Below are 13,987 nucleotides of genomic sequence, written 5' to 3' on the forward strand. Positions count from 1 at the left end.
CGAGTAAAACGGTTAACGGCTTACTTTTACGCTATTTGGCGGAGCTCAATACAGCAGTACCGATTCAAGTTGGCTTGGTAACATGCACGATTAAAGATTCGGCCTATAACACTTATCTGGACTGCTTTTAATTAAGGATCAATATGACAGCATTAGCCGATACTCCCAAACCACCTTATTACTGCGTGGTGTTCACCTCGGTTTTATCTAACGATACAGATGGTTACTCAGCAATGGGAATGCGAATGGTAGAGCTGGCGCAAAGCCAACCTGGATTTCTCGGCATTGAATCGGCTCGAGAAACGCTAGGTATTACCGTTTCATACTGGCAAACACTGGATGCCATTAAGGCGTGGAAACAACATGCAGAACATCAAGTAGCACAGTCAATGGGCAGGAAGAAATGGTACAGCCATTTTGCGCTAAGGATTGCTAAAGTCGAGCGCGACTATATGATCTAGAGCGGAAGATGTTGACCGAAGAGGTTGTTGATACAGACAGGCTAACAATCATCGCTATAGGCTCGCACAAAATAGTCTCTAGTTTGGGTAGGAGCACCGTAAACCACGTGGCACTTGTAGGTACCATTTGCTATCTCTGTTAGCTTATCAGCGGATGCTACAGGTACTATTGCGGTAGCTGACTGCTCTGTGCGTGCAACCGTAATGTAAAACTCCTGCTCATTTAGCCCAAACACCTGACGGTAGTTATCGTTAACCTGAGTTGATGACGACAAAGGCGCAATTGGGTAGCCAAAGCTGACATATAACCTGGTACCACTGGCATCGATAAAGTACTCTCCTACGCGTGCATCCCAATTCGGGTGGTTACCACATTGAAATGTACACCCTTCAAGAGTTTCTATATTGGCAAGGTTGCTTTTAGCAAACGTTAACTGATTTTGTGATGAGATCAATGCTGCTAAAGAGCGTACTTTTGCAGCCTTTGCGTCCGAACTAAGGTCTAATAATTTAGGTACTGCAATGACTGATAGAACAGCCAATATGATAATTACAATAATGAGTTCAATCAGGGTGAAGCCAGATATGGGGGAGCGCTTAAGCAGCATAAATACTTTGTCTAATTGGATTTGGGCGCAGACTAACGATTTTGCTCATCGGCAACAAGTATCGACCGATACAAACTGATACATAGCAGCGCTAAATGTTAGGTCGGTCACAGTTATTACATCTTTAGAAAGTGCAGATTTAAAGCATGTTTTCACATTTACTTTTATATTGGGTATTTTGAATACTGTAAGCTAGCGATACAAAGATACAAAGATACAAAGATACAAAGATACAAAGATACAAAGATACAAAGCGAACATTTCCCAAAAGCTATAGAGCAAGCAACATTGTACATAGGGCGAATAGCGACTATTGAATTTACGTTTAAATACCGAGTAAATTAGAGGAGCGTGTTTATTTAATACTAAGCATATATCAGCCTATTTTTAGCCCGTTCTTACACTACGTTAGCCATGAAAAATAATGATTGCTAATTAAATAAATGCTGGGCTAGCTGTTCGCTTGGTGACTGAAGCCCAGCTTAATATAGGAAGTGTTTAAAGTGAATACATTTGAAGCGTTTGCGTTAGAAGTTAAGAGTTGAATTTCTGCTAGCCCCTTTGCTTGAGATAACTAATTTTAACTTTGGAGGATAAATGAACTTGCTTGAGTAGGGATGTAAAAAGGCCTGCTATAGAGCAGGCCTTTTAGGATTAGCTTACTTTGGGGCTAAGTCCACTTCAAAAAACTTAGCAAATCCAAAGACTACATTAGCTAAAATTGGTTCATGGTGTTGTCTTTACCTGATGCTTTTAGCGCTTGGTCACCAGAGAAGTACTCTTTGTGGGCATCTCCCATATCAGAGCCTGCCATATTCTGATGCTTAACACATGCGATGCCTTGACGGATCTCTTTACGTTGAACGTTAGCAACATAACCGAGCATGCCTTGGTCACCGAAGTACTCTTTTGCAAGGTTATCGGTAGATAAAGCAGCAGTATGGTAAGTCGGTAATGTAATAAGGTGATGGAAAATACCGGCTTCACGCGCTGCGTCAGCTTGGAAGGTACGGATTTTTTCATCTGCTTGAACCGCAAGTTCTGTGGTGTCGTAGTCGACACTCATTAACTGCTCACGGTTATAAGCGCTAACATCTTCACCAGCATCTTTCTTAGCGTCAAACACCTGCTGACGGAAGTTCAATGTCCAGTTAAACGACGGTGAGTTGTTATATACCAGCTTTGCATTTGGTATTACTTTACGGATCTCATTTACCATTGCGCCAATTTGCGATACGTGAGGTTTCTCAGTCTCAATCCAAAGTAGATCTGCCCCATTTTGTAGAGAGGTAATACAATCTAGTACGCAGCGCTCTTCACCCGTACCAGCACGGAACTTAAACAGTCCATTTGGTAAACGTGATGGTTTAACTAGTTGTCCACCCTGTTGGAATACTACGTCGCCGTTGGCAAGATTGGCAGCATCAATAGCCTCAACTTCAAGGAATGAGTTGTACTGATCACCCAAATCACCGGCTTCGCTTGTTACGGCAATCTTTTGAGTCAAGCCAGCACCCAAAGAGTCAGTACGCGCTACAATCACACCATCATCGATTCCAAGTTCTAAGAATGCATAGCGTACCGCGTTAATTTTGGCTAAAAACTCAACATGTGGCACGGTGACTTTACCGTCTTGATGGCCACACTGCTTAACATCTGATACTTGGTTTTCTAATTGAATACAGCATGCGCCAGCTTCAATCATCTGCTTAGCCATCAAATAAGTAGCTTCTTCATTACCAAAACCAGCATCGATATCGGCGATAATAGGGACTACATGAGTTTCAAAATTATCGATCTTGTCTTGAATAGCACTTTTTTCAGTTTCGCTAGCACCATCTAGCTGGCGGAATAAGCCGCCTAATTCACGAGCGTCGGCTTGGCGAAGGAAGGTGTACAACTCCTTAATGAGCGCCGCTACAGACGTTTTTTCGTGCATTGATTGGTCTGGAAGGGGACCAAACTCACTGCGAAGGGCTGCGACCATCCAACCTGAAAGGTATAAGTAACGACGCTTAGTGGTTAGAAGGTGTTTTTTAATTGAAATCATTTTTTGCTGGCCAATAAAGCCATGCCAACAACCGAGAGACTGGGTGTACTGCGAAGAGTCCTTATCGTAGTTGTCCATATCTTCACGCATAATCTTGGCAGTATACTTAGCGATGTCTAACCCTGTTTGAAAACGGTTCTGTAAACGCATACGCGCTACCGACTCAGGATTGATTGCATTCCATGCACTACCTTCTGCATTAATCAAGGTAGCGGCTTCATCGATGTTAGTTCTGTAGTTTGTCATGTGTATATTCCTTTAACAATTGATCAGCGGCGATTGATTACGTTGAAAATATTAGTTAGATTTGGTTAAATAAGTCTAATTTATAGTTTTTATTCTCGGTATTTATCTTATGAATATATCTCGTGTTGACCTGAATTTGTTAGTTTATTTAGACGTTCTACTACGTGAACGAAATGTTACCAAAGCGGCAGATCAGCTTGGAATTAGCCAACCAGCGATGAGTAACGGTCTAAAAAGGTTGCGGACATTATTTGATGATCCCTTGCTGATCAGGACGAGCCAAGGGATGACGCCCACTGAAAGAGCGCAAGAGTTGCAGCCAACAATAAGCGAGTTAATTATTGGGTTGGAGAAAGCCGTGCAGCCACGCGCCAATTTTAATGCAGCAGAAAGTGACAAAGTCTTCCGTGTGATGGCAAGTGATTATGCTGAAGCGACATTGATCCCACCGCTTATTGCAAAGCTCCGTACTGAAGCGCCAAATGTTATTCTCGATATCATGACCCCAAGCGATGTAAATTTCCCTGATGTAGAACAAGGAAGGGTCGATATGGTGATTAATCGATTCGATAGTATTCCGCAATCTTTTCATCAGAAGGTATTGTGGAGTGATGACTTTAGCTGCTTGATAAGTAATACAAATCCTGTGTTAGAGAAGTTTTCACTAGAAAATTACCTCGAAGCAAAACACGTTTGGGTGAGTAAAACTGGCATGGGTGTAGGTGTAGGAATGGACCCAGATGATGTACAACGCTTAGGCTGGGTCGATGAAGCTTTAACGCGAATAGGTGTAAAACGACGTATTACCGTCTTTACCCGCCATTACCAAGCAGCTTGTTTATTGGCAGAACAACAAGATTTGATCGCTACCATACCAAGTAAGATGGCAAGGCAGTATGAGCACAACGATCGGGTTAGCATAGTTGCACCACCCTTCGTCATACAACCCATTGCGCTTACTATGGCTTGGAGCCCTTTACTACAGCATAATCCAGCGCATAAATGGATGAGGCAACTGATCACCCAGACTGCTGATAGCTTTAGTCGCGGAAAATTGTAAAAGTGATATTAATCCAAAAATGACGTTTAATTACACCAAAATCACAGTTTGCATAAGTACGATGAATAATGAAAATCATAACTATAAATTGGCTAAATATGCATTGCTTGATATAGGGTAAAGAAAATTACCCTTCATTGGTGTAAATAATAGTCGGTGTAATTAGTAGATGGATGAGTGCTCGAGCAATATAAGAGCTGTGCAAAGGATGAACAGGGGCAAAATATGACAACATATATTCAAATCGGTGAACTACAAGTCGCCAGCGAGTTATCAGATCTCGTCGCAAATGAAATTTGTCCAGGAACAGGGCTCAATGCAGAACAGGTTTGGTCTAAATTTGAAGAGATTGTCACTGACCTTGCGCCGATCAATCGCCAGCTATTACAGAAGCGCCAGCAATTGCAGCAACAGATAGATGAATGGCATATCGGCAACAAGGGCCAAGGGTTTGAACTACAGGCTTATAAAACATTTCTTTATGACATCGGCTACCTTATTCCTGAAGGCGAAGCATTCACCATTACGACTGAAAATGTCGATACCGAAATTACCCAGCAAGCTGGACCACAGCTGGTTGTGCCAGTTAAGAATGCCCGATTCGCGCTAAACGCAGCAAATGCACGCTGGGGCAGTTTATATGATGCTCTCTATGGCACCGATGCGATTTCAGAGCAAGATGGAGCCGAATTAAGCAAAAGTTACAATCCCGTGCGTGGATCAAAGGTGATAGCGTTCGCCAAACAACACCTTGATATAGTGGCTTCATTATTAAGTGGTAGTCATGCTGATGTAACGTCCTACACGATTAAATCTGGTGTTTTAGTAGCGACGCTAAAAAGTGGCGATGTCACAGGACTCGCAGACGCAAAGCGCTTTGTAGGTTACCAAGGTTCAGAACAGCAGCCTAGTGCCATATTACTTAAAAACAATGGTTTGCATGTCGAGATCCAAATTGATGCCAAGAGCCTGATTGGTCAGAGTGACCCGGCTGGTGTCAGCGATTTGTTAGTCGAAGCTGCAGTCACCACTATTATGGATTGTGAAGACTCGGTTGCTGCAGTCGATGCGGAAGATAAAGTAGAGATCTATCGTAATTGGTTAGGCTTAATGCAAGGTAACTTATCAGCATCGTTGTTTAAAGATGGTAAAGAGATAACGCGTGAGCTAAATGATGATCGCATATACCTCAACCCTAACGGCCAGAAACTAACACTTGCTGGTCGAAGCTTACTGTTTGTACGAAATGTCGGCCATCTAATGACCATTAATGCGGTACTGGATAAAGAGGGACGTGAGATTCCAGAGGGGATCTTAGATGGGATGATGACGGTACTTGCTGCGATGCACGACCTGCAGGGAAATAATAACAACCGTAGTAATAGTCGCAGAGGCTCAATTAATATTGTTAAACCAAAGATGCACGGCCCTGAAGAGGTGCAATTCACTTGTGATCTGTTTACTAAAATTGAAGACGCATTAAAGCTTGCTCGTAACACGATTAAAGTCGGTATTATGGATGAGGAGCGTCGTACCACGGTTAATCTCAAAGAGTGTATACGGGTCGCATCAGAGCGTGTGGTGTTTATCAACACAGGCTTTTTAGATAGGACTGGTGATGAGATCCATACCTCAATGAAAGCGGGTCCATTTGTAGCAAAGTCTCTGATGAAACAACAGCAATGGATAGCTGCTTATGAAGATTGGAATGTTGATACCGGTTTAGCATGTGGACTACAGGGCCGTTCTCAAATAGGTAAGGGCATGTGGCCAATGCCAGATGAAATGGCTGCCATGCTTGAGCAAAAGATAAGCCACCCCAAAGCGGGCGCAAATACCGCTTGGGTGCCGTCGCCTAACGGTGCCGTTCTGCATTCGACCCATTATCATAAGGTGAACGTTACCGAAGTTCAAAATCGGCTAAAACTGCGCTGCCGTGCAAGCCTAGATGATTTGTTGACGATACCGCTAATGCAGTCCCCTAATGAGCTGACTGCTGAACTAAAAACCTTTGAGCTAGAGAATAATGCTCAAGGCATATTGGGTTATGTGGTGCGTTGGATTGATCAAGGTGTCGGATGCTCGAAAGTACCCGATATTAACAACGTGGGTCTAATGGAAGATAGGGCAACATTAAGGATCTCTTCACAGCATCTGGCTAACTGGTTAGCACACGGCATATGCACAAGAGATGAAGTGATGACAGCGCTTAAAAAAATGGCTGCTGTGGTCGACGCTCAGAACAAAGCGGATAGCAGTTATATCAATATGGCACCTAATTTCGATGGCATTGCGTTTAAAGCCGCATGTGATCTAGTGTTTAAAGGTGAAGAGCAACCGTCGGGTTATACTGAGCCGCTGCTACATGCTTATCGCATTCAAGCTAAAGCCAGTTGAGTCTATTAGTTAACTAAAAAAAGCCTTAACAGCGCACTGTTAAGGCTTTTTCATATCGGCAATTTAAAATGTTACAGGCTATTGATCGCTGTAATCATTACCGTAATAGCTGGCCAATAAAATCTGTTTTAGCTCAGCAATGAGCGGGTAACGTGGATTAGCACCTGTACATTGGTCGTCAAAGGCATCCTCTGCGAGTTCATCTAGTTTTGCGATGAAGTCGGCTTCATTGACTCCTGCTGCTTGGATTGAGCTTGGAATGCCAATCTTCTCCTTGAGAGCATCAATTTCTTTAAGTAGAGCCTCGACTTTTTCTTCATCTGTAATGCCTTCACCTACGGTGCCATCTAGTTTTAAGTATTCTGCAATTTTTGCGTAACGACATAATGCCTTCGGTCTATCATACTGGCTAAAGGCTGCCTGTTTGGTCGGCATATCAGTCGCGTTAAAACGAATGACGTTACTTATTAATAATGCATTTGCGAGTCCGTGAGCAAGATGAAATTCAGCGCCGAGTTTATGTGCCATTGAGTGGCAGATCCCGAGGAACGCGTTAGCAAATGCGATCCCCGCGATTGTAGCGCCATTATGTACTTTTTCACGCGCTAATGGCGCTTGGGCACCATGTTCGTAGGAATCTGGCAAATGAGTAAACAATAGATCGAGTGCTTGCAAGGCCTGGCCATCACTGTATTCATTAGCCATAACACTGACATATGCCTCAAGTGCATGAGTTATTGCGTCAATACCACCAAAAGCCGTTAAAGACTTTGGCATATCCATAACAAGGTTTGGATCAACAATTGCCATATTAGGCGTTAGCTCGTAGTCGGCAATCGGGTATTTCATACCGGTCTTTTCATCGGTGACTACCGCAAATGGAGTGACTTCAGAACCCGTACCAGAGGTTGTTGGAATTGCTACCATCATGGCTTTTTTACCGAGCTTAGGAAATTTGTAGATACGTTTACGGATATCCATAAAGCGCAGTGCTAGGTCGGCAAAATCAACATCGGGATGTTCATACATCACCCAGATGATTTTGGCTGCATCCATAGGAGAGCCGCCGCCAAGTGCAATGATCACATCAGGTTGGAAACTTTTAGCAACTTTCGCACCTTGGTTGACAATTTCCATTGTAGGATCGGCTTCGACATCGTAGAACACTTCAGTTTCAACACCTTGGCTCTTCAATATTTTTATCGTCTCATTGCAATAGCCATTATTAAACAGGTATTTATCAGTAACAATGAGAGCACGTTTTTTGTCTGATAACTCTTCTAATGCAATGGGCAGACTGCCGCGACGGAAATAGATAGACGAAGGTAGTTTGTGCCACAGCATATTCTCTGCTCTCTTTGCGACCATTTTTTTATTAATAAGATGGCTTGGACCGACATTCTCAGAAATCGAGTTACCACCCCATGAACCGCAGCCTAAGGTTAACGATGGCGCTAGTTTGAAATTATAAAGATCGCCAATGCCACCTTGTGAAGCGGGGGTATTGATGAGAATACGTGCCGTTTTCATTCTAAAACCAAACGCTTTAACGCGGTCGGTTTGGGTATCTTGGTCTGTATAGAGGCCTGATGTGTGTCCAATACCGCCAAGTGTTACCAACGCTTCTGCTTTGTCCATTGCATCGTTAAAATCATCTGCACGATACATCGCTAACAGCGGTGATAGTTTTTCATGGGCAAAAGCTTCAGCCTGGTCGATATTGGAGACTTCACCAATAAGGACCTTTGTACTGTAGTGCACATCAATACCTGCCATTTTGGCAATAGTCGCAGCGCTTTGGCCGACGATATCCGCATTTAAGCCACCGTTTTTAAGAATGACATTTTGCATTAATGCTGTTTCTTCAATGCTTAGCATGTAACCGCCGTGACTGGCAAAGCGCTCTTTTACCGTATCGTAGATCTCGTCCACAATAATGACGGCTTGCTCAGATGCGCATACAACACCGTTATCAAAGGTTTTTGACATTAAAATTGAGCTAACGGCGCGTTTAATATCGGCAGTTTCGTCAATAACGATCGGCGTGTTACCCGCGCCAACACCGATAGCAGGCTTACCAGACGAGTAGGCGGCTTTAACCATTCCAGGACCGCCAGTGGCCAAAATGAGGTTAATATCTGCATGGGTCATTAATTGATTTGATAAAGCCACGGATGGCTCATCTATCCAACCGATAATATCTTTAGGGGCACCAGCAGCTACAGCGGCTTCCAGTACAATTCGAGCTGCAGTCGTCGTCGAGTTCTTAGCTCTTGGGTGCGGAGAGAAGATAATACCATTGCGAGTTTTTAAGCTAATGAGTGCTTTAAATATTGCAGTTGAAGTGGGGTTTGTTGTGGGGACGATACCGCAGATGAGACCGACGGGTTCAGCGATAGTAATAGTTCCGAAAGTAGGGTCTTCAGAAAGGATCCCACAGGTTTTCTCATCCTTATATTTGTTATAGATATACTCAGAGGCAAAGTGGTTTTTAATCACTTTATCTTCAAGCACCCCCATCCGTGTTTCGGTTGCTGCCATTTTGGCCAAAGATATTCGAGCATCTGCCGCTGCAAGGGCTGCAGCTCGGAAGATAACATCGACCTGCTCCTGTGAGTATTCTGCAAATTGTCGTTGCGCTTCAACGACCTTGCCCACCAGAAGATTGAGTTCTGTTTCATTGGTAACTGTCATAATGTGCGTCCTAAAAAAATTTAGCAAAAATCATGTTTTGCTAACCTTTCTTTGACTATATTTAGTCTCCATGAAGAAAAATTACACTCAAATGGACTTGTTGACCGTGATCGGTACCGCAAAAATGGGGCTTTCTGTAATAAAATAACTACCTTAACAACAGAGTGTGACGTTACTGTGGAAACGAGTGGATAAATTGATTACTAAAATTTGTTCAAAGTTGTGATTTTGGTTAGAAAATCTCATTTTTCGATTTGGGATACATAAGGTAGAGTAGCGCCACTTTTATAATTGCTAGAATAAATGCATGAAAGTGCAGAGGATAAGACGTTGGATTTAACTCTTTATGTAAAGTTTTTTTTAGGGTTAATAGCGATCATCAATCCAGTCGGGTTGTTGCCAGTATTTGTAGGTTTAACCAGTCATCAAACTGAATCTGAGCGCAACCAAACAGGTAAAATCGCTAACTTTGCAGTGGTGATTATTTTGCTAGTCACCATTTTTGCAGGGCAACATATTTTGAACCTGTTTAGTATCTCACTATCTGCATTTAGAATCGCCGGCGGGTCGCTTATTTGCATTATTGCAATGTCGATGCTGCAAGGTAAGCTTGGTGAAGTTAAGCGAAACAAAGAGGAAGATCGAGAAGCGTCAGGCATGGAGTCGGTCGCTGTTGTGCCGCTGGCGTTACCTTTGATGGCAGGACCCGGTGCAATTAGTTCTGTTATTGTCTCTGCGGCGGAGCATAATAGCTTTGAGAACCTTATTGGCATGTCTATAACGGTTATCCTTTTCGGCTTGCTAAGCTTTATGCTGTTCAGAATGGCGCCAGTGATCTTTAAAGTACTGGGTAATACTGGTATTAACGTAATTACCCGCCTTATGGGACTATTGATGCTTTCCATCGGTATTGAAGTTATCGCGGCTGGCGTTAAAGGTTTGTTTCCTGGCTTTATGAATTAATGATGGTTACCGTATACACAAAGGCACCTATTAAGGTGCCTTTTTTGTTGCGCTGGTAGATGACAAAGTCTAAGGGTGACGTACTGGTACTTATTAATATTAAAGACACTAACTATACTTTCAAGAACGAATACATGAATACGGGTAAATCACAATGCTAATCACAAGCTGCCAGCGTCCTTTATATGTAAAGCAACTGTTTGATAGAGATAGCTGTACCTACACCTACCTGCTGGCAGACCCAAAAACCCATGAAGGGGCAATTATTGATGCGGTTAAAGAACATCTGCAACGAGACCTGCAATATATTGAAGAGCTTGGTATCGAGCTTCTTTATATCATTGAAACGCATATTCATGCCGACCATATCACCTCGGCAGGTTTAATCAGGCAAAAAACGGGTGCGCAGATTGTTTACAGTCAAACGGCAGCCGTCAAATCAATAGATATAGAACTGAAAGAGGGCGATGAACTTCCTATCGGGGGCCATCACATCAGGGCAATAAATACACCGGGCCATACCCATGGCTGTATGAGTTTTTATGTGGATGGTATGGTTTTTACCGGTGACTGCTTGTTAATCCGGGGCTGTGGCCGTACAGACTTTCAAGAGGGTGACTCAGGGGATTTGTACAATAGCATCACCAAAAAGTTGTTTAGTTTGGCGGATGAAACGGTTATTTATCCTGGGCATGATTATAATGGTAAAACCAGCTCAACGATTGCTGAAGAGAAACAATGGAATCCCCGGTTGGGTCAAAATAAATCACTCGATGAATTTTTGCAGATCATGAGTAACCTGAACCTAGACCTTCCTAAAAAAATCAATGAAGCCGTACCCGCCAATACTAACTGCGGTATTAACTTTAATCCGGATGCTTATATTCATAACGACTTTTCGATGAGTGCGCTTTATAACGTTTGGCTAAAAGAAAACAGCAACACATTAATCATCGATAATCGCACAAAAGAAGAATATTCAGAAGGGCATATCCCTCGCAGTCAAAACATACCATTTGGGACTGAGTCACAACATCTGGAAGAATTGAAAGGCTTTAATCATATCTACCTCTACTGCCACTCTGGACGTAGAGCCCAAACTGCATTAACCAATCTGTCTATTATGGGGCTGGATAATATTACCTGCGTTAGCCATTCTGGTTTACCTGCATGGATCGCAATGAACTACCCAATAGAGCGCTAAGTCTATAGATAATTTAAACACTCGTTTTAGCATTCTGAATACGGCTAACTTAACGGTATATCGCTTTGCTTCGGTTGATGCTTAAATTGGGCTATGAAAAGGTAAGGCCCATTGAAGGGAATTTTGTAACAGGTAAATGTGTAAACAAGGTATTAAAATTCATCGTTATAAAACAGGAACATAGTTTAGCTCATTGCCTAACTCACTTTTTAGAAAGATAAAAAGTGATAGGCAGTATTGAAAATGAGTCGATTTCATTGCCAATCGATATCTATCACCGTAGTGCAGCTTAGGTATTAAAGCTCTCGGTTTAATTCAATCATCGAACCTGACTTAGGGCTAAACAGATGTTGGTGCAGCCTTGCGGCAAACTCGTCTGTCATGCCTGATATATAATCCGCAATCACACGATGGCAGTTAAGCCCTTGCTCTTTTGCTTCAGTCCAACGCGCTTGGGTATTTGTGGGCAATAGCCGTTCTGGATCTGAAATGAATGCTTCAAATAGCTCCATCACAATTTGCTGACCTTTATATTCGAGCATCTGGATCTCTGGCTTTCTAATCACATACTGATATACAAACTGCTTTAATATCTCTAAGGCTTCGTTAAAAGCACCTTCAAGTGCGGCGTTAAATTTTAGTAGTGGCTCACTAAACCCTTCAACATCGATAATCGATATCGCAGTGACAAAGCCATTGACTAAAGTACCGATGGCATCTTTTCTTAGATGATGTTTACTGGAAAACAATCGTTCACCTATGGTAGAAAATTCATTACGGATCCAATCATCATTACTTTGTTTGAGTTTAGTTTCGACGGCGAGCGTCCATTGTTCACGGCTAACTATCCCCATTACGATTGCATCTTCTAAATCATGAACTGCATAGGCTATATCATCAGCGAGTTCCATTATTGAGCAGTCAAATGACTTGTATTGGGTTCGTCTATGCTTTGATTTATCCACTAATTGATGTGACAGAAACAGCGCTTTATCTGATGTAGATAATGGTTCCAGTACCCAGTTAAGCACCTCTAAGTCATCATCAAAAAGACCTTTAACCGGCGGCCACTCAGAGGGTTTTAATTGACGAAAGTGGCTCACGTCACTGAAAGGTAGTTGACGGTGAAGCAGGCTATAGGGAGCAGGGTATTTAAGGACCCCTAATAGCGTTCGACGACACAGGTTCATACCATAATACTCAGTATAGGGTTCCAGGCGAGCTAGTATCCTAAAGGTTTGTCCATTACCTTCGAAACCGCCATGTTTGCGCATCATATAGTTAAGTGCAACTTCACCACCATGGCCAAAGGGCGGATGACCTATGTCATGGGCAAGAGATATAGATTCGATCAGGCTCATAGAATCAAGCAATTGGTCTTGCTCAGGGTGCTTTTGCTTAAGCTGAGCACGGATCCCTGTGCCTATTTGACTGACTTCAAGCGAATGGGTCAAACGAGTTCGATAAAAATCATTGAGTCCAATCCCCAAGACTTGAGTCTTGGCTTGTAGCCTTCTAAAGGCTGCCGAATGTAATATACGTGCTCGGTCTCTTTGGTAAGGACTACGATGATCGTTACGTCGTTGCTTGTCTTCTGTTAATCGCCGCTCATGCCAAGGTGTACTATCCATGCGGGTTCCTCACTCGTTACTAAAGCAATTTATTAATATCATCGAGATCAAGCGTAAAGCTTGGAATAAAACACTCTATAAAATAGTTTACGGCTGGATTAGGATTATCTTTAAGACTTTGCTCTAAACGTTTTTGTGCAGTATTAAACTCAGTGTTACCAGCACGACGCTCTTCTAAGCACTTTAAATAAGCACAAAGTGTGTCTGCAGCCTTTACCAGCGCCTTGTATTGTGGGTCGGCGTACTCACTTGTAAGCAAAGCCCGATAATCCTCTTTGAACTCTTCAGGTACCATTTCAAGCAACCGATGCTCAGCAATGGCCTCAATTTTTTTATACTCAGCTTCAATCTCTTTATTGAAATACTTTACTGGAGTGGGGAGATCGCCGGTGAGGATCTCGCTGGCATCATGGTATATAGCTATTGTCGCTGCTCGGTTAGGGTCGAAGTTGCCATCAAATTTTTTGTTGCTAATTATGGCGAGGGAGTGCGCAACCATAGCGACTTGTAGAGAGTGCTCTTGAACATTCTCTGTTCTAACATTATACATTAGCGGCCAGCGTTGAATTAATTTCATTCTAGCTAAATGGGCGAATAAGTGACTCATTACATTCCTTACACCAAGAGAGGGCTCATTGAGATTACCATAATCTAAACATTAAAAAACGACCCG

General features: G+C 42.8%; 10 protein-coding genes. 5 read left to right on the forward strand and 5 right to left on the reverse strand.

Features of this window, described 5'->3' with window-relative positions; genetic code table 11:
- Window positions 1–143: 143 nt before the first annotated feature.
- Window positions 144–461 carry an antibiotic biosynthesis monooxygenase family protein gene (locus JK628_RS11250; protein ID WP_202289547.1) on the forward strand — a complete coding sequence of 106 codons (318 nt, stop codon included), beginning with the start codon at window positions 144–146 and terminating at the stop codon, window positions 459–461.
- A 41-nt stretch (window positions 462–502) separates the two neighbouring features.
- On the opposite strand, the gene JK628_RS11255 is transcribed toward JK628_RS11250, so the two are convergent.
- Window positions 503–1,069, reverse strand: coding sequence for a prepilin-type N-terminal cleavage/methylation domain-containing protein (locus tag JK628_RS11255; RefSeq protein WP_202289548.1), 567 nt, complete (start codon window positions 1,067–1,069; stop codon window positions 503–505).
- A gap of 715 nt (window positions 1,070–1,784) precedes the next feature.
- On the reverse strand, window positions 1,785–3,365 hold the full coding sequence (locus JK628_RS11260) for an isocitrate lyase (protein WP_202289549.1): 1,581 nt from the start codon (window positions 3,363–3,365) through the stop codon (window positions 1,785–1,787).
- A gap of 109 nt (window positions 3,366–3,474) precedes the next feature.
- Here JK628_RS11260 and JK628_RS11265 point away from each other — a divergent pair, with 109 nt between their 5' ends.
- Together JK628_RS11265 and JK628_RS11270 are read left to right on the forward strand one after the other, a co-directional pair.
- Window positions 3,475–4,425 carry a LysR family transcriptional regulator gene (locus JK628_RS11265; RefSeq protein WP_202289550.1) on the forward strand — a complete coding sequence of 317 codons (951 nt, stop codon included), beginning with the start codon at window positions 3,475–3,477 and terminating at the stop codon, window positions 4,423–4,425.
- Window positions 4,426–4,650: 225 nt separating this feature from the next.
- On the forward strand, window positions 4,651–6,822 hold the full coding sequence (locus JK628_RS11270; RefSeq protein ID WP_202289551.1) for a malate synthase G: 2,172 nt from the start codon (window positions 4,651–4,653) through the stop codon (window positions 6,820–6,822).
- Between the two features lie 78 nt (window positions 6,823–6,900).
- Here the strand turns inward: JK628_RS11270 and adhE are convergent, their stop codons facing one another.
- Entirely contained in the window at window positions 6,901–9,516 is a 2,616-nt protein-coding gene (gene adhE / locus JK628_RS11275) for a bifunctional acetaldehyde-CoA/alcohol dehydrogenase (protein WP_202289552.1), read from the reverse strand.
- A 330-nt stretch (window positions 9,517–9,846) separates the two neighbouring features.
- Between adhE and JK628_RS11280 the strand changes: the two genes are divergently transcribed.
- The gene (locus JK628_RS11280; RefSeq protein ID WP_202289553.1) at window positions 9,847–10,479 is read left to right on the forward strand and encodes a YchE family NAAT transporter; all 633 of its coding nucleotides are present in this window, start codon (window positions 9,847–9,849) and stop codon (window positions 10,477–10,479) included.
- A 154-nt stretch (window positions 10,480–10,633) separates the two neighbouring features.
- Window positions 10,634–11,683: an MBL fold metallo-hydrolase gene (locus JK628_RS11285; protein ID WP_202289554.1), complete on the forward strand. Its 1,050-nt coding sequence runs from the start codon at window positions 10,634–10,636 to the stop codon at window positions 11,681–11,683.
- Window positions 11,684–11,979: 296 nt separating this feature from the next.
- Here the strand turns inward: JK628_RS11285 and JK628_RS11290 are convergent, their stop codons facing one another.
- Both JK628_RS11290 and yfbR read right to left on the reverse strand, forming a co-directional pair.
- On the reverse strand, window positions 11,980–13,314 hold the full coding sequence (locus JK628_RS11290; RefSeq protein ID WP_202289555.1) for an anti-phage deoxyguanosine triphosphatase: 1,335 nt from the start codon (window positions 13,312–13,314) through the stop codon (window positions 11,980–11,982).
- 19 nt (window positions 13,315–13,333) lie between these two features.
- A complete protein-coding gene (yfbR, locus tag JK628_RS11295; protein ID WP_202289556.1) occupies window positions 13,334–13,921 on the reverse strand; it encodes a 5'-deoxynucleotidase in 588 nt (195 codons plus the stop codon).
- Window positions 13,922–13,987 lie beyond the last annotated feature (66 nt).

It is taken from the genome of Shewanella sp. KX20019, assembly GCF_016757755.1.
Lineage (GTDB): Bacteria > Pseudomonadota > Gammaproteobacteria > Enterobacterales > Shewanellaceae > Shewanella.